Source organism: Tepidiforma bonchosmolovskayae, assembly GCF_008838325.1.
GTDB classification, from domain to species: Bacteria; Chloroflexota; Dehalococcoidia; order Tepidiformales; family Tepidiformaceae; genus Tepidiforma; species Tepidiforma bonchosmolovskayae.
On the sequence record NZ_CP042829.1, the window covers coordinates 888,830 to 914,070 of the forward strand.

Below are 25,241 nucleotides of genomic sequence, written 5' to 3' on the forward strand. Positions count from 1 at the left end.
GGAGGCGCGGGGGCCTAGCCGACCGCCGACCAGGCGGCAACCTTTTCGGCGAAGCGCTCGCGGATGGCGGGGGCGAGGTCGCCGACGAAGGGGGCGAGCTCGGCGAGGCGGGCATCGCAGTAGGCGATGGCGGATTCAACGCTGGTAACGTCGTCGTTTTCGGCGGCTTCGAGGAAGAGGGCGGAGGCGAGGATGCCGGGGTCGGCGCGGACGGCTTCCCTGGCGGCCTCCGGGGTTTCGAGGGGCCGCTGGTAGATGCGGGAGAGCTGGCGGAGGAGGGGGTCAGCGAGCATGGGCCGTGCCTCCCGGCGGCGGCCGCCTGCGCGGCGCTACTGGCGTGCGACTTCTTCGCGCGGGGGCTTGAGCTTGCTGTAGCAGGTGGAGCAGTAGACGGGGCGCTCGCCGCGGGGGACGAAGGGGACTTCCGTCATCTGGCCGCACTCAGCGCAGGATGCGGGGTGCATCTGCCGGGGGGTTTTGCCGCCGAAGCTGGCGAAGTTGCCGTAGCGGACGTAGCCATCGGCCTGCTCGAGCGAGTTCTGGCTGGAGCGGCGGGCGGTCCGGCAGGAGGGGCAGCGGGTCGGCTCGTTCATGAGCCCCTTGTTCGCGTAGAACTCCTGCTCACCGGCGGTGAACACAAAGACGGTGCCGCAGTCGCGGCAGCTGATCTGCTTATCGGCAAACGCCAAGCTGAACTCCTGAATTCCGCACCATGCGGGTCTCAGATTCCATGGTAGCAGGTGGCAGGAAGGGATTGGAGGTCAGCCGCGGGCGGTGACGCCGGAGACGCGCTGGGGGTAGACGCGGATGATGACGCGGCCGTCGCGGCGGAGGCGCTCCTCGAAGCCGGCGGGCGGCTCCCACGCCGGGTCGCGGCGCATGGCGCGGTTAACGAGGACGTGGCCGGGGACGATGCCGTCGCGTTCGATGACGGCGCGGCCTTCGACGGTGACGAAGCGGTGGGGCGGCCCCTCATCGAGGGCGGTGACGGCGATGCGGGGGTCGCGGGCGAGGGTACGGGCTTTGAGGCGGTCGGCGGTGGTGCTGAAGATGATGGTGTCGCCGCCGACGGCGTAGAAGACGACGGAGCTGGAGGGCGAGCCGTCGGCGCGGAGGGTGGTTACGACCGCCCAGCGGAGCTGGCGGAGAAGCGCATCCTGTTCGGGTGTTCCAATCATTGGGGGGAGCCTCCGGGCGAAAGGGTCAGGCTGTGCGGCGCAGGAAGTCGAGGACGAGCGCGTTGAACGCGTCGGCGCGTTCGAAATAGACGGAATGGCCGGCGGCGGGGACGGCGACGTACTCGCCGCGGGGCAGGGCGCGGGCGAACGCTTCGACGGCGGCAGGCGGGACGACGATGTCCTCTTCGCCGGCGATGCAGAGGACGGGCAGGTCGAGGGCGGCAACGTCGGCGGGGGTGATGGTCCAGAGTTCGCCGAGCTGGCGGCGGAGAGCGTCCTTTTCGAGGGCGACGGCGAGGGCATCGATGCCGCGGTAGAGCCAGTGGAGTTCGGGCTGTTCGCGGGCCATCCGCTCGCCGGCGGCGGGGTGGATGCCGCGGGCGAAGAGGTCGGCCTCGAGGCCGGGGGGTTTGGCGGCCCACGCTGCGGCGGTTTCGGGCGACCAGAAGCCGCCGTGGGTGTCGCACATCACCAGCGCGCGGACCCGGCCGGGGTTGGCGAGGGCGTACGCGAGGCAGGACCAGCCGCCCATCGACTGGGCGACCAGGCGGACGGGCTGCCCGGGGGCGGCGGCATCGATCAGCGCGGCGAGGTCGTCGGCGAAGGCGCGGGCGCCGGGCTCGGGCGCGTCCTGGGTGGAGGGCGCGAAACCGCGGTGGGCGAAGACCAGGCAGCGGAAGTCGCGGGAGAAGGCGGGGATTTGCTGCCACCAGGAGAGGTGGTTACCGCCGAGGCCGTGGGCGAAGACGACGAGCGGAGCATCGGCGGGGCCGTGGAGGTCGTAGTAGATGCGGGCCCCGGGGCGTTCGAGCCATGCCATGGGGCGGATTCTACGCGGGAAGGCGCGTTGGGGCGGTTCGCCCTATGATGCTGCCGAAATTCCCTGCGCCCGAGGTTGGACCGCGTATGCCGTACGTTCCCACGCGCGACATCATCACCTACTACGAGGAAGCCGGTTCGGGTGAGCCGCTGGTGCTCATCCGGGGCCTCGGGAGCGACCTGCAGGCGTGGGCGCCGCAGGTGCCGCTGCTGGCGAAGCACTTCCGCGTGATTACGTACGACAACCGCGGCGCGGGGCGCACGGGGGCGCCGGACCGGCCGTACAGCATTGCGGGGATGGCGGACGACCTGGCGGCGCTGCTGGACGAGCTGAAGGTGGAGAAGGCGCACGTCCTCGGGTATTCAATGGGCGGGATGATTGCGCAGGAGTTTGCGCTGCGGCACCCGGGGCGGCTCGAGAAGCTCATCCTGCTGGCGACGACGGCGAAGCCGGACGGCTATGTGCGGGCGGTGGTCCAGTCGTTCATCACGGTGCGGCGGACGAACATTTCGCGTGAGGGGTTTGTGCGGACGCTGGCGCCGTACCTGTACACGGCGGAGCTGTTCGACGACGAGGAGCGGTACGAGCGCGCGATTCTCGTGAGCGTGCAGAACCCGTACGCGCAGCAGGACCATGCGTTCATCCGGCAGGCGCAGGCGATCCTGGCGCACGATACGAGCGGGCGGCTGGGGAGCATCAAGGCGCCGACGCTGGTGGTGACGAACCGGGACGACATCCTGATTCCGCCGCGGCACGGCGAAGCGCTGGCGAAGGGGATCCCCGGGGCGCAGCACCGTTCGCTCGACGGGGCGCATGCGGGGGTAACCGAGTACCCGGTGGAGCACTGCACGGCGTTTGCGGAGTTCCTCGGGGCGGCCGTCACGGCCTGAGGGGCGGGGCGGTAGCGGGGCGGGGCGGCATCCTGTTGCAAGGTTGCCGGGGGTCGTCGTATGTTGGAGGTGCTGGAAGGGACGGCGCCACGGAGGGTGGCGTACTCCAGCTCCCCACACGTCCAGGCTTCAGCACGAGCCCATTCGCGGAAGACCAGCGACACGAACCGCAGCGTCAGCCCACCCCACACGTCCTCGGGCGCCATCAGACACGCACACGGGAAGACCCTTGCAAGAGACCGAAGCCAACAACCTGATCCCTACGACCGATGCACCTGCCAGCGAAAACGGCCACACCGCGGAGGCGCCGGCGGCTCGCCGGCGGGTGAGCCGCACGCGGAAGGCGGAGCTGCCGCCTCCCGAGGTGCTGGAAAGCGCAGTGGACGTGGCCGCCCAGGCCGCGTCCGACGCCCCGCCGTCGCCGAACGGCAGCCAGGCAGCAGAGCACGAGGCGGCTGCGCCGCGGCGGCGGGTGCGGAGCCGTTCGGCTGCTGCCGGGCAGCCCGCCGACGGTGGCGAGGCTGCGGGGGCGGCAGCACAGCAGGACCCGGTTGAAGCCGCCGGCGCGTCCCCTGCGGCCGCGGCAGCAGCTCCGGAGGCCGGCGCGGCCGAAGCGGCGGCCCCGGAGCGGCCTGAGCGGCCGGGCGCCATCCGCCGGACCGGCGGGCGCATGGCCGGCGAACCGGAGGCGACCCAGGCGGCCGCGCAGGAGCCGGAGGCCGCCGATGCCGAGGGCGAGGCTGCGGCCGAGCCACAGCGGACCCGCATCTTCCGGCGTGAGGGACAGAGCGACCGCGAACGGCCGGCAGTGCCGGAGGTCATCGTCCGGCGCGAGCCGACGCCCCCGCCGCAGCCGCAGGGACAATCGCGGGCAGAGCGCGAGGCTGCACGGCGGGAGCGGCGCTGGCGGGACCGGGAGAACCGGAATGACCGCGGCTGGCGGGACCGGGAGTTCCGCGAGCGGGAGTTCGCCCGGGAGCGGCTGGAGCGCGAACTGGAGCGCGAGATCGCGCGGGAGGAGCGGGCCCAGGCCGGGGCTCCGCCGCTGAATATCGCTGAGCTGGAGCAGAAGAGCCGCGAGGAGCTGATCGCCATCGCCCAGGAAATGGGCCTCGAGGATGTGTACGCGCTGCGGAAGAGCGACCTGATCTTCCGGCTGCTGCAGGCGCAGGCGGAGGCCCGGGGGAACGTGTTCAGCGGCGGCTTCCTGGAAGTGAGCGACGACGGGAACTACGGGTTCCTGCGCGGGCCTTCGATGCTGCCGGGGCCGAACGACATCTATGTGTCGCAGTCGCAGCTGCGGCGGTTTGCGCTGCGGCCGGGCGACTACGTGACCGGGCAGGTTCGGCACCCGAAGGACAACGAGAAGTTCTACGGGCTGCTGAAGGTGGAAGCCGTGAACGGGATGGACCCGGAGACGGCGAAGCGGCGGCCGCACTTCGAGAACCTGACGGCGATCTTCCCGTACCAGCAGCTGAAGCTGGAGACGACGCCGGACAACCTGACGCACCGGATCATCGACCTGATTGCGCCGATCGGGCGCGGGCAGCGCGGGCTGATCGTTTCGCCGCCGAAGGCCGGCAAGACGATGCTGCTGAAGAACATCGCGAACGGCATCTCCACGAACTACCCGGACGTGCACCTGATGGTGCTGCTCATCGGCGAGCGGCCCGAAGAGGTGACGGACATGCAGCGGAGCGTCCGGGGCGAGGTGGTGAGCTCGACGTTCGACGAGCCGGTGGAGGACCACACCCGGGTGGCCGAGATGGCGCTGGAGCGGGCGAAGCGGCTGGTGGAAGGCGGGAAGGACGTGGTGATCCTGCTGGATTCGATCACGCGGCTGACGCGGGCGTACAACCTTGCGCTGCCGCCGAGCGGCCGGACGCTCTCCGGCGGCGTGGACCCGATCGCGCTCTACCCGCCGAAGCGGCTGTTCGGCGCGGCGCGGAAGTGCGAGGAGGGCGGTTCGCTGACGATCCTGGCGACCTGCCTGGTGGACACCGGCTCGCGGATGGATGAGGTGGTGTTCGAGGAGTTCAAGGGCACAGGCAACATGGAGCTGCGGCTCGACCGGCGGCTGGCGGAGCGGCGGTACTACCCGGCGATCGACATCCAGGCGTCGGGGACGCGGCGGGAAGAGCTGCTGCTCGACGAGAAAACGCTCAAGGGCGTCTGGCTTGTGCGGCGGATGACCGCTATGATTTCGCAGAACTCGCCGAACCAGCTCGAGGCGACCGAGAGGCTGCTCGAGCGGCTTGCGAGGACGAACAACAACGAGGAGTTTCTCGCCAGCCTGAAGTCGGACCTCTAGGGGGTTCCCCTACGGGTCCTGCCCCCCGGCATTCAGAGGCCGCCGGGATAGCCAGGAAAGGAGGAGAGGAGCAGGCTACGGCTGTGCTCAGCCCGCGTCAGCGGTTCGCTTCCGCGACGCGCCAGCACATTTGCTTATGGGAATCGAAGGAACCCGCGCGCGTTCTCACGCGCATGCACGGCGCCACGGGCGACTTACGGTCCACGTCCTGATCGTGGCGCTGGCACTCGTCGCCGTTGTTTCGGCCACGCGATTCCCGGCCCGCTCCTCGGCATCGGCACAGGCACCGGTTCCCCAGTTCGCATTCTCGGGCGTCGCAGGTGCGGCGCAGCGCCCGGGCCAGGCCGTTTTCCGGCCGGCAGCAACAACGCAGACCCTCGGCTCGGTGGTGGCGGTGGCGTCCCGCACGGAGGCGCTCGACGCGAGGGCGGTGGGCGGCGTTTCGCCGGTGCACTCGCTTTCGGCAGGGGTGACGGCAGCGGCGGCGACCTCGGGCGAGGTGGGCGCCGGCATCAAGCCGCTGGCGGACATCATCGACCCGCGGAGCCCGATTGTGGAGTACGAGACGCAGGCGGGCGACACGGTGTCGGGCGTGGCGGCGAAGTTCGGGATTTCGATGCAGACGCTGCTGGACAACAACCCGACGGTGCGGAACCCGAACCTGCTGCCGAAGGGGCTGATTCTCATCATCCCGCGGAAGGACGGCATCCTGCACAAGGTGGCGTACGGAGAGACGGTCGACTCGATCGTGAAGCAGTACGACAACATCACAGCGGCGCAGGTGATCGAGTACAAGCCGAACAACATTACGGACCCGAACAACCTGGAGGCGGGCAAGATGCTGCTCCTGGTGGGGGCGAAGATTAAGCCACCGCCACCGCCTCCTCCGCCGCCGCAGCGGCCCTCGCAGCCGGGGGTGCCGTCGGGCCCGTCGGCGGGCGGTGCGCCTGCGCCGAGCTCGGGCGGCATCTTCAAGAACTTCCCGCTGGCGGCATGGCGCGGTATCAGCGACCCGTTCGGCACGCCGCGGGGCGGTTCGTCGTACCACACGGGCATCGACCTCGACCTGTACGGCTTCGGTCCCTCGCCCCTGTTCGCGGTCTGCGACGGCGTGGTGAGCCGGACAGAGTACCTGACCTACAGCTACGGCTACTACGTGGTGATCGACTGCGGCGGCGGGTGGACGACGCTCTACGCGCACATGAGCCAGATCGACGTGGTGCCGGGCCAGGCGGTAAGCGCAGGGCAGACGATCGGCCTGACGGGGCTGACGGGCTTCACGACGGGCCACCACCTGCACTTCGAAATCCGGTACAACGGCGGCTTCGTCGACCCGGCGCTCTACCTGAACTTCTAGCCTCTTCCACGGGGTGCTGCGGCAGGCGGCAAGAGCGCTGACCTGAACGGCGGGGCGCGGTGCGCTACGCTGGTGGCATGCCGGCGTACCAGCCCGAGGACCTCGACCCGGTCGAGCGCGCGCTGCTGGGCGTGCTCTCAGTGGGGCTGCCGCCATCCAAAGCGGCAGGGAGCGATACGTTCAGGGTCGACCATGTGACGGCGGTGGTGGTGAGCCTGGCGGAGACCGGCGAACGGGGCGCGCACCTTGCCGAGGACGGCATCCGGGTGACGGCGGCGTTCCGGGCGCGGCTGCGGGCAGCGGTGGAATCGCTGGTGGAGAAAGGGCTGGTCATCCAGCAGGCAGCGGGCATGCCCGCCGCGGCCGGGGGCTACGAAACGGGGCTGCAGATTGACCTGGTGGACCCGGACGAGCACCCGGTACTGCTGGACCGCTATCTTTCGCAGCTGTGCATGGAGCAGCTGTTCAACATCCCGGCGGTGTACCCGTACCTGATGGAGCGGTACTCCTCGAGCGGCGAGGTGTGGCGGCGGCTGCGCGAAGGCGGCTACGCGCGGGACTGACCGGGCGGTTCGCCGGCGGGCGGGGCGAGCAGGTCGATGACGGCGCTGCGGGCGCGGGGGAGGAAGGTGACGGTAACGCGGTCCCCGGGGAGGAGGATGAGCTCACCGCGAGGGACGAACGCCTGGCCGCCGCGCTCGACAGCCGCGACGCGTGCGCCCGGGGGAAAGGGGACGTCGGCGAGCCGGCGGTGCGCAAGGGGTGATGCGGGCGTGAGCGTGACATCGAGGGCGTCGATGTTCTCGGAGAGGGGATTGAGCGGCCGGAGCTGCTGGGAGGCGGCGCGGCGGTAGGCCCTGAGGAGGGCCCGTGCGTCGACCTGGCCGATGATGGGTGCGCCTTCGACGGCGGTATCGACGACGGGAAGCCAGCGGCGCTCGTGCTCGGCGAGGGCGTCGAGGGCGCGGTCGAGCGGCCATTCGGCCTGGACGACGGCCGGGAGCGGGACGGCGATCCTGGCCACGGTGCCGTCGGGGCTTCCCTCGAGGCGGCCGGCGAGCACCTCGGCGGGCGCGCCACCATCGAGGATGGTGACCGCGTAACGGGCGCCGGCTTCCCGGAGACGGGCGAGGGCGTCGGCGGCGGGGAGGCTCGGGTCGAGGGTGATGAGCGGAATGGCAGCCTGTCGCGCGGGCAGGGCTGAGAGTAGCGGGAAGGCGAACCGATGGCGGTGAGCTGGGGAGTCGGCGCGCGTGGGAGGCTGCTGGCGGTAGATGGTTTCGTCGCCGACGACGAGGGTCGCGATGGCGACGGCGGCCATGGCGGGGGCCAGGAGGGAGAGGTTGCCGGTCATCTCGGCGACCATCAGGAGCATGGAGAGCGGGACGTGGGCGATGGCGCCGAAGAGGGCGGTCATGCCGATGATGACGACGGGACCGGGCTCTTGCGGGAAGCCGGGGAGGGTGTGGCCGAGCCGCCAGTAGGCGGCGCCGAGGAGGCCGCCAATCACCATGCCGGGGCCGAAGATGCCGCCGGAGCCGCCGGAGCCGACGGTGAGCGAGGTGGTGAGGATGCGGAGGAAGGGGAGCGCGAGGAGAAGCCAGGGCGAAAAGGCGAGGGCGCCCGCCGGGGTGAAGGCCTGCTGGACCCAGCCGTAGCCGACGTGGATCGCCTCGGGGAAGGCGATGCCGATGGCGCCGACGGCCGCCCCGCCAAGGGCAGGCTTCGCCCAGGTAGGCAGCGGCAGGCGGTGGAAGGCGGCCTCGGTGCCGTAGAAGACGCGGGCGAAGAGGAGCCCGGCGAGCCCGGCGAGCAGGCCGAGGAGGGCGTAGTAGGGGAGTTCGCCGGGGTGAGAGAAGGCGAAACCGCCGGCGTTGCCGAAGATGGGGGTGAAGTCGGTATAGGCGCCGAAGAGGGCGTAGGCGGTGATGGAGCTGATGAGGGCGAGGAGGATGACGTCGGCTTCGAGGTCGTGCTTGTAGAGGACCTCGGCGGCCATCATGGCGCCGCCCAGCGGCGCGCGGAAGATGGCGCCGATGCCGGCGCCGATACCGGCTGCGAGGGCGCGCCGCCGTTCCGCTGGCTCGAGGCCGAGGCGGTCGGCGATGAGCGAGCCGAGGCCGCCGCCGACCTGGGCATTGGGGCCCTCGGGCCCGGCAGCACCGCCGCTGCCGATGGTGATCGCAGAGGCGAGCAGCTTGACCGGGATGACCGGCCAGCGGACACGTCCGCTGTTCCAGTGAAAGGTGCGGATACCGTTGTCGGTGCCGTGCCCCGCGGCCTCGGGGGCGAGGAAGGTGGTGAGAAGGCCGCTGGCGAGGCCGCCGAAGGCGATGACGAGGGGGAGGGCCCAGGCGCGGTCGGGGCCGCTGCCGGCGCTGCCGCCATCTCCCAGGGGCATGGGGGGGTGGTACCCAGCAAGGCCGCCGAGGAGGAGCCGGTCGAAGAGTCCGATCAGCTCGTGGAAGGCGATCGACCCAGCGCCGGCCGCGAGGCCGATGAGGACTCCGAGCCAGACGGCGCGGGAGATGCGCCGTGATTGGGTGAGACGGCGCCTCCCCGCGAGGGAGGATCTCCTGGCGGCGACCACATCAGGATTCTACGCGGGGCAGCTGTGCGCGGGCACGGGCAGCCGGGGCCGGCCCGGCGGCCGGCCCCCTGGCGGCGGCTAGACGATCTCGAGCTCGCGGAGCTTCTCTTCGGTGACGACGCCGTCCTTCCAGCCGCGGACGCGGTAGTACTCGTCGAGCATCCGGTCGAGCTCGCAGACCTGGCCCTGGGAGCCTTTGGAGTTGGAGGGCTCTTCGAGGAACCGCCTGGGGAGGGTATCGGAGCCTTCGCGGAAGCCGGCGAGGTTGTTGTAGTACCGCTCGAGGTTGTAGATCCGTTCGCCGGCCTTGAGGACGTCGTCGGGGCCGAAGCTGTCGATGCCGACCATGACGCGGTACTGTTCGGCGTACTCTTCGGGGCCTTCGGCGAAGGCGGAGAACTTGCAGAGGTCGAGGGAATCGGAGAAGGCGTGGATGTCCTGGAGGAGCTTGAGGAGCTCGCCCTTGCCCTGCCAGGCGAGGGGGTCGGTCTTGAGGCCGATGACGCCGAGCTCGGAGGCGGGGCTGTAGCCGCGGAGGTGGCAGGCGCCGCGGTTGGAGGTGGCGTAGCCGAGGCCCATGCCTTTGAGGCCGCGGGGGTCGTAGGCGGGGGTGGCCTGGCCTTTGACGGTCATGGCGATTTCGAGGTGGCCGATGGAGCGGGCGAACGGCTCGATGCCGTCGGCGAGGCGGTTGCCGATGCCCTCACGGAAGGCGACCTTGCGCATGACCTCGATCATGCCGTCGCGGTCGCCCCAGGCGAGCCCTTCGCCGGCGGGGATGTACTCGCGCTGGGTGGCTTCCATGAGGCAGGAGAGGACCTGGCCGATCTCGATGGCGTCGTAGCCCCAGTCGTTGGCGCGGTCGATCATGAAGGCGACGGAGGCGACGTCGTCGTTGCCGCAGTTGGCGCCGAGCGACCAGGCGGGCTCATATTCGACGGACTCCATCTTGACCCTGTAGGGGCCTTCTTTGATTTCGACCTCCTTCTTGCAGGCGACGGGGCAGGCGTGGCAGGTGGGGTCGTCGATGAGGTAGTGCTCTTTGACGTACTCGCCGGAGAGCTTTTCGGCGCCGTCGAAGTGGGTCTCCTGGCTGTTGCGGGCGCCGAGTGCGCCGATGGTGTTGGTGACGTTCATGAGGACGTTGGTGCCATAGACGGAGAGGCCGCCCTTGCGGGGGGAGGTGATGTTCGCCTCGTCCATGATTTTCTTGAGGGCGTTGCTATGGGCGGTGCGCCAGGCGTCGCGGTCGGCGGCGCGGGGGTAGTTGCGGGCGGCCTTGATGACGACGGCCTTGAGCTTCTTGGCGCCGCCGACGCAGCCGGTGCCGCCGCGGCCGGAGGCGCGGTCGTTTTCGTTGATCCAGCTGGCGAAGCGGACGGTGTTTTCGCCGGCCTGGCCGATGGCGATGACGCTCAGGTCGTCGGTGCCGTGGCGCTCGCGGAGGATGTCGCGGGTTTCGTGGACGCCCTTGCCCCAGAGGTCGGAGGCATCACGGAGTTCGACCTGGCCATCGTGGACGTAGGCGTAGACGGGCTTTGGGGAGATGCCTTTGAAGACGAGGCCGTCGAAGCCGGCCCAGCGGAGGCGGGCGGCGCTCCAGCCTCCCTGGTGGCTGTCGGTGACGGTGCCGGTGAGCGGGCTCTTGGTAACGATGGCGAGGCGGCCGCTCATCGAGGCTTCGGTGCCGGTGAGGGGCCCGTTCATAAAGCAGAGGACGTTGTCGGGGCCGAGCGGGTCGACGCGGGGGCCGGCTTCGAAGACGTAGCGGACGCCGACGCCGCGGGCGCCGATGTATTTGCGGGCCCATTCTTCGGGGATGGGCGCATAGCTGACGGTGCCGCTGGTGAGGTCGACGGTGCCGACGCGGCCGGCGTAGCCTCCGAGTGCCATGATATCGATGCCTCCTATTGCTGCGGTTGGCAGCGGCAAGTATATCGCGCAGCGGCAAGGGGAGCGGGGGAGGCGGGGGCGGGGCTTTCCCTGGCCGTGACGTGCGGCGCGCGGCGGGGGAGTGGCGGCGGAGCCGGCCCCAGGGCGAAACTGGGGAGATGCGGCTCTCCAGGTTTTTCGGGCGCAGGGATTACGGCTGGGTGCGGCCGGAACCGCCGCGGGAGGTGACGCTGCGGGCGGTGGCATTCGTGCGCAGCCCGGTGGCGAAGCCGCGGCCGCACGGCTGGGCGACGGTCGAGAGCAGCATCGTGTTCGAGCCGGAGCACGCGGCGCGGCTGGAGGGGATCGAGCGGTTCGGCCACGTGATCGTGGTGTTCTACCTCGACGTGGCGGAGGGGGCGCCGGAGAAGCCTGAGCAGCTGGAGCTGGCAGGGGGGCGCATGGCTGGGATCTTCGCGACGAGAAGCCAGCTGCGGCCGAACCACCTGGGTGTCTCGGTGGCGGAGCTGCTGGGCCGGGAGGGGCTGGAGCTGCGGGTGCGGGGGCTGGATGCGATCGATCGGACGCCCGTGCTGGACGTGAAGCCGTACCTGGCCGAGTACGACCGGAGGTAGCGGCCGGCCGCAGTCGGTTGCCCCGGGAGCGGGCAGCCCCTAGAGTCGGGGCATGCCGCTCTTCGGGGAGCCGGGGCAGCGCATCGCGTATGAGCGGTATCCGCACGCAGGCGGCGGGCCGCCCCTGTACCTCATCCACGGTTTCACGGCGAGCGCTGCATCGTTCGCGGCGAATATTGCCCCGCTGCGGGAGCACTTCACGGTGGTGACCGTGGAGCTGCTGGGACACGGCGGCTCGGATGCGCCGGACGACCCCGCCCTCTACGGGCCCGGCCCGGCGGTGGAGCGAATCCTGGGGCTGATGGATGCGCTTGGCGACGAGCGGGGGCTGCTTTGCGGACATTCGCTCGGCGGCGCGGTGGCGGTGCAGTGCGCGCTGGCGGCGCCGGAGCGGTTCGCGGGGCTCGTGATCATCAACTCGGCGTCGGCGGCCGGGACGCCGGCATGGGCCGAGGCGGCGCGGGCGGGGATGGCCGAGCTGGCGGCACGGGTCCGGGCTGAAGGCACCGGCTTCCTGAAGCGGACACGGCTCTACCCTGCGCACAGCCGCCGGCTGGACGAGCGGTCGCGCGAGCTGCTGACGCGGGACTTCGACCGGCTGACGCCGGCGGGGCTGGCCGGGACGGCGGAAGGGCTGATTCCGTTCGTTAATGCGTTCGAGCGGCTGCCGGAGCTGCAGGTGCCGGTGCTGGTCGTGGCCGGGCAGCGGGACCGGGACTTTATGGAGGTGCTGCCGGGATTCCTGGCGCAGCTGCCGCACGGGCTGGCGCGGGTCGTGGAGCTGCCGGAAGCGGGGCACGCCGCCAACCTCGAGCAGCCACGCGAGTTCGAGGCGGCGGTTATCGACTTCGCACGGGAGATCGGCTACCTGCCGGCGGCGGACGGCACGGCGCCGCGGCATGCGGCGGGGTCGAGCACGCTGAATGTGCTGGGCGGGCTGCTGGTGGCGGCGGGGCTGGGGATGCTCGCGGCGGCGCTGGTGGTGGCACAGCTCGGGAAGGACGGCGGGCGGAGCTTCGTGGCGGCCGAGCCGGAGGCGACGCCGACGGCGGGGTTCACGCCGGTGACGGCGGTAGCGGGGACGCGGACGGCGATTCCGCTGCCGGCGGGCGGGGTTGCGACGCTGACGCCAGCTGCGACCGTTTCGGGTTCGACACCGGCGGCAGGGGCAGCGGTGCCGCCTTCGCCCACGCCGACGGCCACACCGCGGGCGGCAGGCGCGGCTGCCACGCCCACACCGACCGCGACGCTGGCCCCTTCGCCGACGCCGACGGCGACGGCCACGCCGGCGGGTCCGTACGCGGCGATTGCGGGGCCGCTCCGGGTTGGGGTGGGCGAATCGGCAACGTACTTCGATGCCTCGCGGCCGGTGCCGCTGCGGGTGACGTGGGTGACGCCCTCCGGGACGGTGCGGGACGTGCACGGGGTGACGGTGACGTTCCCGTCGGAGGGGTGTTTCGCGGTGACGATGGAGGCGGTGTTCCCCGACGGGGTGACGCGGACGGCGGTGGTGAACGTGGCGGTGGGCGGCGCGACCTGCGGCGGCTGACGGGTGCGGCGGCCGGATGTGAACGGCCCGTAAACGACCGGGCAGCGCGGATCGCGTAGATTGTGGGCATGCACGATACGACGATTCCCGGCGACCTCGAAGGCGTTCACAATTTCCGGCCGGTGGGACCGTACCGCGTGGCAGGCGGGCGGACGATGCGGCCGGGGCGGCTCTTTCGCTCGGGCGCGCTCGAACCGATGACGCCGCGGGACCGGGAGGTCCTGGAGCGGGTCATCGGGGTGCGGACGATCCTGGACCTGCGCCACCCGGATGAGCTGGCGATGGCGAACGGCCCGCACCCGCTGAGCGACCGGGTGGTCTGGCTTTCGATCTTCCGGGAGGAGTGGCGGCAGGAGGACCTTATCGCCGAACTGAACGGGCTGTACGGGCTGGGGCCATCGCCGCGCCGGTACCTGCACTACCTGGAGATCGGCGGCGACCGGCTGGCGCGGGCGTTCGAGCTGTTCGCGGAGGAGCCGCGCTACCCGTTCCTGGTGCACTGCACGGCGGGCAAGGACCGGACCGGGGTGCTGATCGGGATGATCATGGACGTGCTGGGGGCCGACCCGGCCGATATTGCGTACGAGTACGGGCTGAGCGATGCGAGCATCGACCGGCTGCTGGCGTACCTGCGTGCGAGCGGCCGGCAGCTCGAGGGGACGGAGGAGGAGATCCGGGCGCGGCTTTCGACGCCGCCGGAGCGGATGGCGGGGTTCATCGAGCTGCTGCATAAGGAGCACGGCGGCGCGGAGGCGTTCTTCCGGAAGCAGGGTGTGAGCGAGGCGACGATCGACCGGGTGCGGGAGCTGCTGACCGTCTGAGGCCGTGGGCGTCAGTCTTCGGCGCCGGCCAGGCGGGGCGCCTGGTTCGGGGCGAGGCCGAACTTTTCGCGCGGCCACCAGGTGAGAAAGGCCTTTCCAACAATGTCGTCGATGGGGATGGGGCCAAGGACGCGGCTGTCCTGGGAATGGTTGCGGTTGTCGCCCATGACGAAGTAGCTGTCCGGGGGTACGACAACGGGCGCCATGTCGCCGAGCGGCACGTCGCCATCGGCGAGGTACGGCTCGATCAGGCGGCGGCCGTTGATGTAGACCACGCCGCCGCGCATTTCGACGGTTTCGCCGGGGAGGCCGATGACGCGCTTGACGAGGTCGCGATGGACGCCGGAGGGGTGGTGGAAGACGACGATGTCGCCGCGTTCGGGGGCGTGGAAGAGGTAGCGGCGGGCCGGCGGGCCGGGGTCCCAGCCGGGGACGTAGCGGGCGAGGGCCTCGACGTCGACGCGGGTGTAGACGAGGGAGTTAACGAGGAGGAACTCGCCGTCTTCGAGGGTGGGATACATGGAGGTGCCGTCGACGCGGTAGTGCTGGACGCTGGCGCGGACGGCCAGGAAGACGAGGACGGCGAGGAGGATGGTCTCGACGATTTCGCGGACGAGGGGCAGGGCGCGGCTGCCGGCGGCGGGCGAGACCGCGGGGGCGGGTTCGAGCGCGGGCGCCGGAGACGCGTGTGCGCCGTGCGGAGCATCGGCCGGGCCGGGAGGGAGGAAGGGTCCGGGAAGGGCGGAGGGGTCGCGGCCGCGGGGGCCGTGCTGGGGCGCCCAGCGGCGGGGGTCGCGGTAGAGCCAGTCGAAGGTGGGGGGCGGCAGGCCGCCGGGGTCGGCGTCGCGCGGCGCAGCGGAGGGGAGCCAGTTGCCGGAGGGGTCGGCGGCGGGTTCATCGTCGCCGGCGACGCGGAGCGAAGGCCAGCTGAGGCGCCGCTGGGGCTGCGGGGCGTCGCCCATGGTCACATTACGCCACATCGGACCACACCCGGCCACCCCGGCTGTCAACGGGATGTGACCGACCCTTTCACCAGATGGTTCGGCACCGCGACCGCCGGGGCGCAGATCGCCCGGGCCGGAATGTTCGCCGGGGAGCGGGTTCAGCGGCCTTCGAGCCAGGCATTGAAGCGGGGGGTGCGGCGCTCGCGGAAGGCGGCGACACCCTCCCGGGCGTCGGGGTGGTGGTCGCTGATGGCGGTTCGGGCGGCGATATCTTCGAGGGCCTGGGCCCAGGTGCTTTCGGCGGCGAGGTAGAGGGAGCGCTTGAGGAGGCGCATGGCGACCTGCGGGCCTTCGGCGAGTTCGCGGGCAAGGGCCATGGCGCGGTCCATGAGTTCGGCGGGCTCGCAGAGTTCGTGGACGAGGCCGAGTTCGAGGGCTTCGGCACCGGAGACGATGCGCTTGCGCATGAGGAAGTCCATGGCCCGTGCGACGCCGAGGAGCTGGACGAGGAGGGCGTGGCCGCCTTCATCGGGGAGGAGGCCGAAGCGGAGGGTGGCGCTGCCGAGGCGGGCTTCGGTGGAGGCGATGCGGAAATCGCAGGCGAGGGCGAGGGAGAGGCCGGACTGGATGGCGACGCCGTTGATGGCGGCGATGGTGAGCTTGTCGAGATTGCGGATGGCGGTATTGAGGGACTGGGAGAGGACGCGGAGGCCGTTGTAGGTGCCGATCTCCTCGCGGTGGCCGGGGAAGATATCGGGGACGAGGGCGGGCCCCTCGGGCAGGGGCCGGCCGGTGATATCGTCGCCGGCACAGAAGGCGCGGCCGCTGCCGGTGAAGAGGAGGACGCGGACGCGGTCATCCATCTGGGCCTGCGTGATGGCTTCGATGAGGTCGCGTTTGATCGGCTGGGCGAGGCCGTTGAGGCGTTCGGGCTGGTTGAAGGTGATAACGGCGATGCCGGGCGGTTCGAGCCGGATATCGAAACCGCGGAAGGAGCCGGTGGGGAACATGGGTGCCTCGGAAGCGGGAGTGTGCGGAAGGAGTGTACAGGCCGGCGGGCGGGCCTGTGCTTGTCCGTTGGGGGTGATGCGGATAGGGTATGGAAGACAGTCGAAGAGCCTGAGACCGCAGGTCCCAATGCGACGCGTCCCGGCCGGGGCGCGGGGAGAATGCCGAGAGGCGCCTGCCGAGGCGGAGATGCGATGCGCATGCCGGCGCGACGGTGCCAGCATGTGCGTGGGGCGTCCCTGCCGCGGCGGCAGGGATTTTTTCGTTTCTGCGGGATCGGGCGCAGCCATGTGCGGGGGAGACCCCGCCGCCAGACAGGAAGGAGGTCGGTATGCCGACTCCACGGAAGGTCGCGATGCTCGCCGAGGTGAAGGACCGCATGGCGCGGGCCTCGGTTGCGGTGAGCGCCGACTATCGTGGGCTGACGGTCGCGCAGATCACGGAGTTGCGCCGGGCGCTCCGCCCGACGGGCGCAGAAGTGAAGGTCGTGAAGAACACGCTTGCGGCGATGGCGGCGAAGGAAGCCGGCCGGGCCGAGATGGCGGAGATCGTGAAGGGGCCGACGGCGATTGTCTTCGGCTTCGAGGACCCGATCGGGCCGGTGAAGGCGTTCACGGAGCACCTGCGCAGCAAGCGGCTGAACATCGAGGTGCACGGCGGCTGGCTGGAAGGCCGGGTGCTGAGCCGGGCCGAGGTGGAGAGCCTCGCGACGATGCCGCCGAAGGAGCAGCTCATTGCGGACGTGGTGAGCAAGCTGCAGTCGCCGCTCTACCAGTTCTCGGGGCTGCTGCAGTCGACGATTCGGAACTTCGCCGGGCTGATCGATGCCCGGGCCAAGCAGCTGGAATCGGCCTAGGGCCGCCAGCAATCCTGTACACGGATACCAAAGGAGAAACAGATGGCTTCGAAAGTCGAAGAAGTGCTGGAAATCATCAAGGGGATGACGATCCTCGAGCTGCGCGACCTGAACAAGGCGATCGAGGAGGAGTTCGGCATCACCGCGGCGGCGCCGATGGTGGTTGCGGCTGGCGCGGCGCCGGCGGCTGGTGCGGCCCCGGCGGCTGCGGCCGAGGAGGAGAAGACGGAGTTCAACGTCATCCTCAAGAGCTTCGGCGACAACAAGATCAACGTGATCAAGGCGATCCGCGAAGTGATCAGCGGCCTCGGCCTGAAGGAGGCGAAGGACCTCGTGGAGGCGGCGCCGACGAAGGTGAAGGAAGGCATCGGCAAGGAAGAGGCGGAGACGATCAAGAAGAAGCTGACCGAAGCCGGCGCGGTCGTCGAAATCGAGTAGCGGCCCCGGCAGGGGGAGAACGCAGCGGGCCCGGCAGATGCCGGGCCCGTTTCTCGTGCTGTGCGGCTGGCGCCGCGCCGGTTCAGATCGGGTGGTCGAAGGCCTCGGCCTGGTAGTGGATATCGCGGACGGCGTTGGAGAGGTGGAGCGCTTCCTGCGCATCGAAGCCGAGGTAGACGAGGGTCTGGCGCATGATTTCGAGGCCGCCTTCGTACTCGGGGACGATGACCTCGTTGGCGCCGAGTTCGCAGAGTGGGCGGATTTCGCCGCCCGTGCGGGCGCGGACGAGGATCGGGACGGCGGGGTTGAGGGCGCGGGCTGCGGCGGTCGCGACGAAGGCTGAGCTTTCTTCAGGGACGGTGATGACGACGGCGCGGGCGTGTTCGATGCCGGTCCGTTCGAGGACTTCGCGGGTGCCGGCATCGCCCCAGATGGTGGGGATGCCGGCGGCGTTGAGGGTTCGGGCACGCTCCAGGTTGATTTCGACGACGGCGAAGGGGATGCCGAGCTGGCTGAGGGCGTGGCCGGTGAGTTCGCCGACGCGGCCATAGCCGACGATGACGACGTGGCCGGAGCGCGGGAGCCGGGGCTCGGGGATTTCGCCCTGGCGGTCGACGAAGCGCCAGATGGGGCCGAGGCGGCGGAGGACGGCTTCGATGGGGTCGAGGGTGCGGAAGGCGAGCGGGTTGACGACGATGGAGATGGCTGCGACGGCGAGGATGATGGCGTAGGTCTCCTCGGTCATGAGGCCCTCGCGCATGCCTTCGGACCCGACGATAAAGGTGAACTCGCCGAGCTGGGCGAGGCCGGCGCCGACGACCAGCGCGGTCCGGCCGGAGAAGGGGAAGATGGCAGCGGTGACGAAGGCGATAGCGGCGTTGACGAAGAGGACGGAGAGGAGGATGGCGAGGAAGAGGGGTTTATTGGCGCGGACGACATCGGGGTCGAGGAGGATGCCGACGGAGACGAAGAAGAGGACGGCGAAGGCATCGCGGAGGGGGACGACGTCGGCAGCGACCTGGTGGGAGGTTTCGGTTTCGGAGACGGCGACGCCGGCGATGAAGGCGCCCAGGGCGATCGAAAGGCCAAAGGCGGCGGCGCTGGCGGCGATGCCGAGGGCAGCGGCGACGAAGGCGAGGACGAACAGTTCGCGGGAGCCGGTGCGCGCGACGACAGAGAGGAGCAGCGGCAGGAGGCGAGCGCCGACCACGAGCATGATGACGACGAAGAGCGCGGCACGGCCGAGCGCGAGGGCGAGGTCCTGCCAGAAGGCGCCGTTCTCCCCGGGCTGGAGGGTGGGAAGGACCGCGAGGATGATGACGGTGATGATGTCCTGGGCGATGAGCCAGCCGATGACGACGCGGGCATGGATGGTGCCCATGAGGCCCCGGTCTTCGAGGGTGCGGATGAGGATGACGGTGGAGGCGATGCTGATGGCGAGGCCGAGGACGAGGGCTTCGCGCCAGGGGAGGCCGAAGGCGAGGCCGATCCCGGTTCCGACGGCGGTGGCGGCGAAGACCTGGATGATTGCGCCGGGGATTGCGATGGTGCGGACCGAGAGGAGGTCGCTGAGGTTGAAGTGGAGGCCGACGCCGAACATGAGGAAGATGACGCCGATGTTGGCGAGCTGCTGGATGGCGGCGGAATCGGCGCTGTAGCCGGGTGTGGCGGGGGAGATGACGAGGCCGGCCGCGAGGTAGCCGACGATGGGGGAGAGGCGGAGGAGGCGCGCGGCGAAGCCGCCCACGGCGGCCAGGCCGAGGGCGATGGCGATGGACGTGATGAGCGAAAAGTCGTCCACGTGGGGATGCGTAGCCTAGCAGGCCGGGGCCTGCCCGGCGCGCCCGGGCGGGGCGGGAAGTCAGGACTGGCCGGGGACGAGGACGACCTTGCAGTCGCGGGGGTCGGCGAGGGCGTCGAAGGCGGCGGGGAGCTCGTCGAGGGTGACGGTCCGGGTGATCATCGGGGCGGTATCGATGGCGCCGCTGCCGAGCGCCTGGAGCGCTTCGGCGTACTCGGCGGGGGTGTAGCCGAGGACGAACTTGAGGGTGAGCTGCTTGTTGATGCCGACGAGGGGCAGGATGCGGTCTTCCTGCATGCAGACGCCGACGACGATGACGCGGCCCATGCGGTCGACGAGGTCCATGGCCTGCTGGAGGGTGCCCTGGACGCCGATGCACTCGAAGGCGACGGGCGGCGCCGGGCGGCCGGTGGCGGCCTGGATCGCCTCGAGGGCCGGGGTTTCGCGGGGGTCGATGACGAGGTCGGCGCCGAGGCGGCCGGCGAGGGCGCGGCGCTCGGGGGAGAGCTCGGAGACGGCGACGTGCTGGACGCCTTCGTGCTTGAGCCAGAGGAGGGTCATCAGGCCGATTGGGCCGGCGCCCATGACGAGGGCCGTTTCGCCGGGCTGCATGCGGGCCTCGCGGACGGCGTGGAGGCCGACGGCGCACGGTTCGGTCGTTGCGGCGACGGTGTCGGGCAGGGTATCGGGCACCCGGAGCAGGAGCGGCGCGCTCATGAGCACGTATTCGCCGTAGGCGCCGGGGTACTTCGCGCTGTAGCCAATGGCGGACATGCCGGTGGGGGAGGCAGGGTCGAGGAGGACGGGGATGGAGGTCACGCGGGTGCCCGGCGCCCAGGCTTCGGCGCCGGGGCCGGCTTCGACGACCTCGGCGACGAACTCATGGCCCATGACGATGCCGGCGCCCTCGGCTGCTGCGTCCCACTGGGCGGAGCCGGAGCGGCGGGCAGCTTCGATCATGTCGTCGAGGTACTTCGCGGCGTGGAGGTCGGAACCGCAGATACCGCAGGCGCGGACGCGTGCGAGCACCTGGCCGGGCCCGGGACGGGGGACGTCGACGGTTTCGATGGCGAGCTGCCTGCCGCGGAGCACCATGGCGCGCATGGGATGGTTTGCCTCGTGCGAAGTTTCGCGGGCGGGAATGTACCACAGGCCGCCGGGAGTTTGCCCGGGGCCGGTGCCGTCGGGGACACTCTTTGCGTGGCGAAGGAGCCAGGTTCGCGACGGATCGTGCTGGCGACGAACAACCCGGGGAAGGTGCGGGAGTTCCGGCGGCTGCTGGAGCCGGCCGGGTGGGCGGTGCTGACGCCGCGGGAGCTCGGGGTGGAGTTCACGGTGGAGGAGGACGGGACGAGCTACGCCGAGAACGCGGCGAAGAAGGCCCAGGCGTGCGCCGATGCGACGGGGATGCTGGCGCTGGCGGACGACTCGGGCATCGAGGTGGACGCGCTCGGGGGCGGACCGGGCATATACTCGGCGCGGTTCGGCGGGCCGGGGCTGGACGATGCGGGCAGGACGCGGCTGCTGCTCGAGCGGCTGGCGGGCGTGCCGGAGGGGCAGCGGACGGCGCGCTACCGGGCGGTGGTGGCGCTGGCGTGGCCGCGGTCGGCGGGCAGGCCGCCGGTCACGTTCGAGGGGGTGGAGGAGGGCCGGATCGGCCTCGAGCCGCGGGGCGAGCGAGGGTTTGGGTACGACCCGGTCTTCCTGGTGGAGGACGGGCGGACGCAGGCAGAGCTGACCGACGAGGAGAAGGACGCGATCAGCCACCGGGGCAAGGCCGTGCGGGCGGCCATCGCATGGCTGGAGGCGGAGGGCGAGGGGTGAGGCGGGGGGCAATGCTGGCAGCGCTGGCAGGGGCGGCTGCGGTGCTGGCGGCGTGCGGCACGGCGGATGCGAACTTCCCGGCGGAGACGGTCTGCCCCTCGCCGCAGGCGGTGCCGACCAGCCGGGCGACGCCGGGGGCGGTCTCGCCGCAGGCGTTCGTGGGGCGCGTCCGGGCGGGCGCAGCGGAGCTGCGCCGGGCGCGCGAGGAGCTGCGGGAGGTGTATCCGAATGACACCTTCTACCGGCGCGAGGCGTTCCGGCCGGATTTCGCGGCGTATGCCGACCGGACGCTCTGCCTCGCGCAGGAGCTGCGGGCGCTGCAGGCGCCGACCGAGCGGCTGGCGGCGTGGAAGGCGCGGGTCGACGGGGCGCTGGACGAGCTGATTGCGCACACGGCCGCGGGGCGGGAGGCGGTGCGGCGGCGGAACGTTTCGGCGTACCGGGAGTGGTACCGCGAAGCGGATGCACGGATCGATGCGGTGGAGACTGCAGCGGCGGCGGCGCCGTGAGTGCGCCGGCGGCAGGGCGCCGGCGGGCGTGCTACGCTCGGAGGCATGGAACGGGCGACGGCGCGGCCGCCGTGGCTAAAGGTCCGCTTCCCGGCCGGGGGCCGGTTCGGGGAGCTGCTGGCGCTGATGCGCGAGAGCGAACTGCACACGGTGTGCGAGGAGGCGCGCTGCCCGAACATCGGGGAGTGCTGGGGCCGGGGGACGGCGACGTTCATGATCCTCGGCGATACGTGCACCCGCTCCTGCGGGTTCTGCGCGGTGAAGACGGGCCGCCCGGGCACGCTCGACACGGACGAGCCGCGCAGGGTGGCGCTCGCCATCCAGCGGATGGGCCTGCGACACGCCGTCATCACGAGCGTGAACCGGGATGAGCTGCCGGACGGCGGCGCGCGGATGTTCGCGGAGACGATCCGGTGGGGGCGGCGGCTCTCGCCGGGCACGACGTTCGAGGTGCTGATCCCGGACTTCAAGGGGGACGAGGCGGCGCTCGCGACGGTGATGGCTGCGCGGCCCGAGATCCTGAACCACAACACGGAGACGGTGCCGCGGCTGTACCGCACGGTGCGGCCGCAGGCGGTCTACGAGCGGTCGCTGCGGGTGCTGCGGCGGGCGAAGGAGCTCGACCCGGGCGCGCTGACGAAGAGCGGGCTGATGGTCGGGCTGGGGGAAACCCGGGAGGAGCTGCTGGCGGTCTTCCGGGACCTCGCAGCGAACGGGGTGGACATCCTGACGGTCGGGCAGTACCTGCAGCCGACGCCGGCCCACCTGCCGATCGTGCGGTACTACGAGCCGCGGGAGTTCGAGGAGCTGAAGGCGGAGGCGCTGGCGATGGGATTCCGGCACGTGGAGGCGGGGCCGCTGGTGCGGAGCTCATACCACGCGGAAGAGCAGGCTGTGGCGGCGCGTGACGCTGGCGCGGATGCCGGTATGATTCCGCTGACAGTGCGGCGGGCGGACGCGCCGGCGTAACGGCCGCTTCGCCCCCGGGCATGCAGTGCGGGGGGTTTGATGACCGAGGAGTGGCCGCCGGAGCCGGATGCCGAGACGCTTCGCCGGGAGACGATGGGCGCGTTCGCGCATGAGATCCGGACCCCCTTGACGTCGATCCGGATGGTGATGGAGCTGGCGAAGCGGAGCGCCGACGCGGACGGCGGGTTGCGCCTCGACCGGGAGCTGGCGGAGATGCTGGCGGCCTCCGTGGACGACCTGCAGCAGCTGGCGGATGACCTGCAGGAGATGTCGCGGCTGGAGCGGGGGAAGCTGGCGCTGGCGCCGGGGCCGTGCGACCTGGCGGCGGCGGTGAGCGCGGCCGGGGAGCTGCTGGGCGGCTCGCCGGCAATCGAAGGCGAAGCGCCGCCGGCGGTGGAGGGGCCGTGGGATGCGGGGCGGCTGGTGCGGGCGCTGGCGGGGCTGGCGCGTTCAGCGAATCGGATGGGCGACGGGAGCGGCACGGTGCGGCTGACCTGCCGGGTGGAGCCGGGGCAGGCGGTGGTGGAGTTTGCGAGCGGCAGGCCGGGCGGCGAGGAGCGGCCGATCGCGGCGGACGCAGGATTTGCGTTTTTCCGGGCGCGACAGCTTGTCGTGGCCATGGGCGGCTCCGTACACTGCGAACGTCGCGACCGATTCGCCAGGGTAGCGGCAGTGCTGCCGCTGGGCGGGCCCGGAGGCCGTGGAGGTGGCTGAACCCGATGAAGATTCTGCTCGCGGAGGACGAGCGGACGATCTCTCGCCTGATTCGGCAGGTGCTGACGAATAACGGGCATGAGGTGACGTGGTGCGCCTCGGGGCGGGAGGCGGTGGAGCTGCTGGAGCGCGAGCGGTTCGACCTGGTGCTGCTGGACCTGCATCTTGCGGACGGCGACGGGATGCGGGTGGTCGCGGCGATCGAGGCGGCCTCGGAGCCGGGTCCGCCGGTGGTGCTGATGACGGGGGAAGGGGTGCTGGACGCGGACGACCCGCGTACGCGGCGGGTGGCGACCATCCTTCCGAAGCCGTTCGACCTGAACGAACTTGAGCGGGCGGTGAATTCGTTCGTGGCGTGATTGCCCGGCGAACGGGGAGCCGTGCTAGCATGGGACTGATGAAACTGGCCAGCCGGCCCAAGGTGAGAGCCACCCCGCGTACATCGCGCGGGGTTGCGATTTAGTGCCTTTCCCAACCCCCTGCCCTGATTGCCCCTGAGCGTTCCCGCCGAACCCCTGAGTTGGAGAAAGGATTCGTATGCCCACCGACCGCGTTCAGCTGTATGACACGACGCTCCGCGACGGTTCCCAGATGGAGGGAATCTCGCTGTCGGTCGAGGACAAGATCCGGATTACGAAGAAGCTCGACGAGCTGGGCTTCGAGTGGATCGAGGGCGGCTTCCCGGGTTCGAACCCGAAAGACGCGGAGTACTTCCGGCGGCTGCGGGACGTGAAGCTGCGGCACGCGAAGGTTAGCGCCTTCGGCGGGACGCGGAAGCCGAACACGACGTGCGAGACGGACGCGAACATCCAGAGCATGGTCGCGGCGGATACGCCGGGCGTGACGCTGGTGGGGAAGGCGAGCCTCTACCAGGTGACGGACATCCTGGAGACGACGCCGGAAGAGAACCTGGCGATGATTGCGGACACGGTCCGCTACTTCAAGCAGCTCGGGAAGACGGTGTTCTTCGATGCCGAGCACTTCTTCGACGGGTTCTACGGCGACCCGGACTATTCGCTCCAGTGCCTCGTGACGGCGGCGCGGGCAGGGGCGGATGCGCTGGTGCTGTGCGACACGAACGGGGGGATGACGACGCGGCGGATGCTGCAGGCGATCGAGGCGGTGCAGCAGCGGGTGAAGGACGTGCGGCTGGGCATCCACCTGCACAACGACGCGGGGCTGGCGGTGGCGAACTCGCTGCACGCGGTCGAGGCGGGGGTCTGGCAGGTGCAGGGGTGCGTGAACGGCTACGGGGAGCGGTGCGGGAACGCGGACATCCTGACGGTGGCGGCGGACCTGAAACTGAAGTACGGCATCGACGTGCTGGACGACGAGCAGCTGGCGCGGCTGACGGAGGTGGCGAATTACGTGGCCGAGCTGGCGAACATGGCGCTCAACCCGCAGACGCCGTACGTGGGGGCCTCGGCGTTCGCGCACAAGGCGGGCTACCACGTGGCGGGCATCATCAAGGACGAGCGGGCGTACCAGCACGTGGACCCGGCGCTGGTGGGGAACCGGTCGCGGGTGCTGGTCTCGGAGCTTTCGGGCCAGCGGAACCTGCTGATGAAGCTGAAGGAGGTCGGGCTCGACTTCCTGTCGCAGGACGAGATCAAGCAGCTGCTCGAACTGGTGAAGGAGCGTGAGGCGCAGGGCTACCAGTACGAGGGGGCGGAGGCGAGCTTCGAGATGCTGGTGCGGCGGAGTCTGCCGGGCTACCGCGCGCCGTTCGAACTCGAGGACTTCGTGATTGTGGAGCGGCGGCGGGTGCGGAAGGGCGACGGCGCGAACGAGATGCTCGCCGAGGCGATGGTGAAGCTGAACATCAACGGGGAGACGGTCCACACGGCGCACGAGGGGAACGGCCCGGTGAACGCGCTCGACGGGGCGGTGCGGAAGGCGCTGAACCCGCTCTTTCCGCAGCTCGAGCGGGTGAAGCTGGTGGACTACAAGGTGCGGATTCTCGACAGCCAGTCGGCGACGGGGGCACGCGTGCGGGTGCTCATTGAGAGCACGGACGGGACGCGGCACTGGACGACGGTGGGCTCATCGACGGACATCATCGAGGCGAGCTGGCTCGCGCTGGCCGATGCGCTGGAGTACGCGCTGACGACCGAGGGGTGAGCGGCGGGATGCCCGGTGCGGTAGGCTGAGGCGC

At 70.8% G+C, this 25,241-nt stretch carries 25 protein-coding genes; 15 read left to right on the forward strand and 10 right to left on the reverse strand.

Annotation, left to right across the window (positions count from 1 at the left end):
• Window positions 1–14 precede the first annotated feature (14 nt).
• The 4 genes from Tbon_RS04585 to Tbon_RS04600 all read right to left on the reverse strand — a co-directional run bounded on the left by Tbon_RS04585 (window position 15) and on the right by Tbon_RS04600 (window position 1,998).
• Window positions 15–293 carry a hypothetical protein gene (locus Tbon_RS04585; RefSeq protein WP_158066524.1) on the reverse strand — a complete coding sequence of 93 codons (279 nt, stop codon included), beginning with the start codon at window positions 291–293 and terminating at the stop codon, window positions 15–17.
• A 36-nt stretch (window positions 294–329) separates the two neighbouring features.
• A complete protein-coding gene (locus tag Tbon_RS04590) occupies window positions 330–689 on the reverse strand; it encodes a zinc-ribbon domain containing protein (RefSeq protein WP_158066525.1) in 360 nt (119 codons plus the stop codon).
• A gap of 72 nt (window positions 690–761) precedes the next feature.
• Window positions 762–1,178 (reverse strand): TIGR03618 family F420-dependent PPOX class oxidoreductase, encoded by a 417-nt coding sequence (locus tag Tbon_RS04595; RefSeq protein ID WP_158066526.1) that lies wholly within the window; start codon window positions 1,176–1,178, stop codon window positions 762–764.
• A 25-nt stretch (window positions 1,179–1,203) separates the two neighbouring features.
• Window positions 1,204–1,998 (reverse strand): alpha/beta fold hydrolase, encoded by a 795-nt coding sequence (locus tag Tbon_RS04600; RefSeq protein WP_158066527.1) that lies wholly within the window; start codon window positions 1,996–1,998, stop codon window positions 1,204–1,206.
• 86 nt (window positions 1,999–2,084) lie between these two features.
• On the opposite strand from Tbon_RS04600, the gene Tbon_RS04605 reads away from it, so the two are divergent.
• The 4 genes from Tbon_RS04605 to Tbon_RS04620 all read left to right on the forward strand — a co-directional run bounded on the left by Tbon_RS04605 (window position 2,085) and on the right by Tbon_RS04620 (window position 7,119).
• Entirely contained in the window at window positions 2,085–2,888 is an 804-nt protein-coding gene (locus tag Tbon_RS04605; protein WP_192498144.1) for an alpha/beta fold hydrolase, read from the forward strand.
• A 1,105-nt stretch (window positions 2,889–3,993) separates the two neighbouring features.
• Window positions 3,994–5,199 carry a transcription termination factor Rho gene (gene rho / locus Tbon_RS04610; RefSeq protein ID WP_404818783.1) on the forward strand — a complete coding sequence of 402 codons (1,206 nt, stop codon included), beginning with the start codon at window positions 3,994–3,996 and terminating at the stop codon, window positions 5,197–5,199.
• 214 nt (window positions 5,200–5,413) lie between these two features.
• Window positions 5,414–6,556: a peptidoglycan DD-metalloendopeptidase family protein gene (locus Tbon_RS04615; RefSeq protein ID WP_192498145.1), complete on the forward strand. Its 1,143-nt coding sequence runs from the start codon at window positions 5,414–5,416 to the stop codon at window positions 6,554–6,556.
• A gap of 77 nt (window positions 6,557–6,633) precedes the next feature.
• A complete protein-coding gene (locus Tbon_RS04620; RefSeq protein ID WP_158066530.1) occupies window positions 6,634–7,119 on the forward strand; it encodes a hypothetical protein in 486 nt (161 codons plus the stop codon).
• Here Tbon_RS04620 and Tbon_RS04625 read toward each other — a convergent pair.
• Window positions 7,104–9,146 carry a chloride channel protein gene (locus Tbon_RS04625; RefSeq protein WP_158066531.1) on the reverse strand — a complete coding sequence of 681 codons (2,043 nt, stop codon included), beginning with the start codon at window positions 9,144–9,146 and terminating at the stop codon, window positions 7,104–7,106. The two genes, Tbon_RS04620 and Tbon_RS04625, sit on opposite strands and share 16 nt — an antisense overlap.
• Window positions 9,147–9,224: 78 nt before the next feature.
• Window positions 9,225–11,039 (reverse strand): aldehyde ferredoxin oxidoreductase family protein, encoded by a 1,815-nt coding sequence (locus Tbon_RS04630; protein WP_158066532.1) that lies wholly within the window; start codon window positions 11,037–11,039, stop codon window positions 9,225–9,227.
• A 158-nt stretch (window positions 11,040–11,197) separates the two neighbouring features.
• Between Tbon_RS04630 and Tbon_RS04635 the strand changes: the two genes are divergently transcribed.
• The 3 genes from Tbon_RS04635 (at window position 11,198) to Tbon_RS04645 (ending at window position 14,023) form a co-directional block, all read left to right on the forward strand.
• Entirely contained in the window at window positions 11,198–11,653 is a 456-nt protein-coding gene (locus Tbon_RS04635; RefSeq protein ID WP_158066533.1) for a TrmO family methyltransferase domain-containing protein, read from the forward strand.
• A 52-nt stretch (window positions 11,654–11,705) separates the two neighbouring features.
• The gene (locus tag Tbon_RS04640) at window positions 11,706–13,202 is read left to right on the forward strand and encodes an alpha/beta fold hydrolase (RefSeq protein ID WP_158066534.1); all 1,497 of its coding nucleotides are present in this window, start codon (window positions 11,706–11,708) and stop codon (window positions 13,200–13,202) included.
• Between the two features lie 68 nt (window positions 13,203–13,270).
• Window positions 13,271–14,023, forward strand: coding sequence for a tyrosine-protein phosphatase (locus tag Tbon_RS04645; RefSeq protein WP_158066535.1), 753 nt, complete (start codon window positions 13,271–13,273; stop codon window positions 14,021–14,023).
• Window positions 14,024–14,034: 11 nt separating this feature from the next.
• Here Tbon_RS04645 and lepB read toward each other — a convergent pair whose 3' ends face one another.
• A complete protein-coding gene (gene lepB / locus Tbon_RS14130; RefSeq protein ID WP_158066536.1) occupies window positions 14,035–14,985 on the reverse strand; it encodes a signal peptidase I in 951 nt (316 codons plus the stop codon).
• 140 nt (window positions 14,986–15,125) lie between these two features.
• A complete protein-coding gene (locus tag Tbon_RS04655) occupies window positions 15,126–15,977 on the reverse strand; it encodes an enoyl-CoA hydratase/isomerase family protein (RefSeq protein WP_192498146.1) in 852 nt (283 codons plus the stop codon).
• Window positions 15,978–16,306: 329 nt separating this feature from the next.
• Here Tbon_RS04655 and rplJ point away from each other — a divergent pair, with 329 nt between their 5' ends.
• Together rplJ and rplL are read left to right on the forward strand one after the other, a co-directional pair.
• Window positions 16,307–16,831, forward strand: coding sequence for a 50S ribosomal protein L10 (gene rplJ, locus Tbon_RS04660; protein WP_158066538.1), 525 nt, complete (start codon window positions 16,307–16,309; stop codon window positions 16,829–16,831).
• A gap of 42 nt (window positions 16,832–16,873) precedes the next feature.
• The gene (gene rplL / locus Tbon_RS04665; RefSeq protein WP_158066539.1) at window positions 16,874–17,269 is read left to right on the forward strand and encodes a 50S ribosomal protein L7/L12; all 396 of its coding nucleotides are present in this window, start codon (window positions 16,874–16,876) and stop codon (window positions 17,267–17,269) included.
• An 82-nt stretch (window positions 17,270–17,351) separates the two neighbouring features.
• Here rplL and Tbon_RS04670 read toward each other — a convergent pair whose 3' ends face one another.
• The gene (locus Tbon_RS04670) at window positions 17,352–19,070 is read right to left on the reverse strand and encodes a cation:proton antiporter (RefSeq protein ID WP_158066540.1); all 1,719 of its coding nucleotides are present in this window, start codon (window positions 19,068–19,070) and stop codon (window positions 17,352–17,354) included.
• A 60-nt stretch (window positions 19,071–19,130) separates the two neighbouring features.
• Window positions 19,131–20,165, reverse strand: coding sequence for a zinc-binding dehydrogenase (locus Tbon_RS04675; RefSeq protein WP_225734742.1), 1,035 nt, complete (start codon window positions 20,163–20,165; stop codon window positions 19,131–19,133).
• A gap of 105 nt (window positions 20,166–20,270) precedes the next feature.
• Here Tbon_RS04675 and rdgB point away from each other — a divergent pair, with 105 nt between their 5' ends.
• The 6 genes from rdgB to cimA all read left to right on the forward strand — a co-directional run bounded on the left by rdgB (window position 20,271) and on the right by cimA (window position 25,207).
• Complete coding sequence (gene rdgB, locus Tbon_RS04680) at window positions 20,271–20,894, forward strand: RdgB/HAM1 family non-canonical purine NTP pyrophosphatase (protein ID WP_225734743.1); 624 nt, start codon at window positions 20,271–20,273, stop codon at window positions 20,892–20,894.
• Window positions 20,891–21,403, forward strand: coding sequence for a hypothetical protein (locus tag Tbon_RS04685; protein WP_158066543.1), 513 nt, complete (start codon window positions 20,891–20,893; stop codon window positions 21,401–21,403). The genes rdgB and Tbon_RS04685 overlap by 4 nt, the downstream gene beginning before the upstream one ends.
• Window positions 21,404–21,448: 45 nt before the next feature.
• On the forward strand, window positions 21,449–22,372 hold the full coding sequence (gene lipA / locus Tbon_RS04690; protein ID WP_158066544.1) for a lipoyl synthase: 924 nt from the start codon (window positions 21,449–21,451) through the stop codon (window positions 22,370–22,372).
• A gap of 39 nt (window positions 22,373–22,411) precedes the next feature.
• The gene (locus Tbon_RS04695; RefSeq protein WP_158066545.1) at window positions 22,412–23,086 is read left to right on the forward strand and encodes a sensor histidine kinase; all 675 of its coding nucleotides are present in this window, start codon (window positions 22,412–22,414) and stop codon (window positions 23,084–23,086) included.
• A 5-nt stretch (window positions 23,087–23,091) separates the two neighbouring features.
• Window positions 23,092–23,445 carry a response regulator gene (locus Tbon_RS04700; RefSeq protein WP_158066546.1) on the forward strand — a complete coding sequence of 118 codons (354 nt, stop codon included), beginning with the start codon at window positions 23,092–23,094 and terminating at the stop codon, window positions 23,443–23,445.
• Window positions 23,446–23,623: 178 nt separating this feature from the next.
• A complete protein-coding gene (gene cimA / locus Tbon_RS04705; protein ID WP_158066547.1) occupies window positions 23,624–25,207 on the forward strand; it encodes a citramalate synthase in 1,584 nt (527 codons plus the stop codon).
• The last annotated feature ends 34 nt before the right edge of the window (window positions 25,208–25,241 follow it).

What these genes read in the sequence shown, in the direction of transcription:
- Tbon_RS04585 (WP_158066524.1), bottom strand. Translation starts at nt 293, where the DNA reads ATGCTCGCTGACCCCCTCCTCCGCCAGCTCTCCCGCATCTACCAGCGG.
- Tbon_RS04595 (WP_158066526.1), bottom strand. Translation starts at nt 1,178, where the DNA reads ATGATTGGAACACCCGAACAGGATGCGCTTCTCCGCCAGCTCCGCTGG.
- Tbon_RS04600 (WP_158066527.1), bottom strand. Translation starts at nt 1,998, where the DNA reads ATGGCATGGCTCGAACGCCCCGGGGCCCGCATCTACTACGACCTCCAC.
- Tbon_RS04605 (WP_192498144.1), top strand. Translation starts at nt 2,085, where the DNA reads ATGCCGTACGTTCCCACGCGCGACATCATCACCTACTACGAGGAAGCC.
- rho (WP_404818783.1), top strand. Translation starts at nt 3,994, where the DNA reads ATGGGCCTCGAGGATGTGTACGCGCTGCGGAAGAGCGACCTGATCTTC.
- Tbon_RS04620 (WP_158066530.1), top strand. Translation starts at nt 6,634, where the DNA reads ATGCCGGCGTACCAGCCCGAGGACCTCGACCCGGTCGAGCGCGCGCTG.
- Tbon_RS04630 (WP_158066532.1), bottom strand. Translation starts at nt 11,039, where the DNA reads ATGGCACTCGGAGGCTACGCCGGCCGCGTCGGCACCGTCGACCTCACC.
- Tbon_RS04635 (WP_158066533.1), top strand. Translation starts at nt 11,198, where the DNA reads ATGCGGCTCTCCAGGTTTTTCGGGCGCAGGGATTACGGCTGGGTGCGG.
- Tbon_RS04640 (WP_158066534.1), top strand. Translation starts at nt 11,706, where the DNA reads ATGCCGCTCTTCGGGGAGCCGGGGCAGCGCATCGCGTATGAGCGGTAT.
- Tbon_RS04645 (WP_158066535.1), top strand. Translation starts at nt 13,271, where the DNA reads ATGCACGATACGACGATTCCCGGCGACCTCGAAGGCGTTCACAATTTC.
- lepB (WP_158066536.1), bottom strand. Translation starts at nt 14,985, where the DNA reads ATGGGCGACGCCCCGCAGCCCCAGCGGCGCCTCAGCTGGCCTTCGCTC.
- Tbon_RS04655 (WP_192498146.1), bottom strand. Translation starts at nt 15,977, where the DNA reads ATGTTCCCCACCGGCTCCTTCCGCGGTTTCGATATCCGGCTCGAACCG.
- rplJ (WP_158066538.1), top strand. Translation starts at nt 16,307, where the DNA reads ATGCCGACTCCACGGAAGGTCGCGATGCTCGCCGAGGTGAAGGACCGC.
- rplL (WP_158066539.1), top strand. Translation starts at nt 16,874, where the DNA reads ATGGCTTCGAAAGTCGAAGAAGTGCTGGAAATCATCAAGGGGATGACG.
- Tbon_RS04675 (WP_225734742.1), bottom strand. Translation starts at nt 20,165, where the DNA reads ATGGTGCTCCGCGGCAGGCAGCTCGCCATCGAAACCGTCGACGTCCCC.
- lipA (WP_158066544.1), top strand. Translation starts at nt 21,449, where the DNA reads ATGGAACGGGCGACGGCGCGGCCGCCGTGGCTAAAGGTCCGCTTCCCG.
- Tbon_RS04695 (WP_158066545.1), top strand. Translation starts at nt 22,412, where the DNA reads ATGACCGAGGAGTGGCCGCCGGAGCCGGATGCCGAGACGCTTCGCCGG.
- Tbon_RS04700 (WP_158066546.1), top strand. Translation starts at nt 23,092, where the DNA reads ATGAAGATTCTGCTCGCGGAGGACGAGCGGACGATCTCTCGCCTGATT.
- cimA (WP_158066547.1), top strand. Translation starts at nt 23,624, where the DNA reads ATGCCCACCGACCGCGTTCAGCTGTATGACACGACGCTCCGCGACGGT.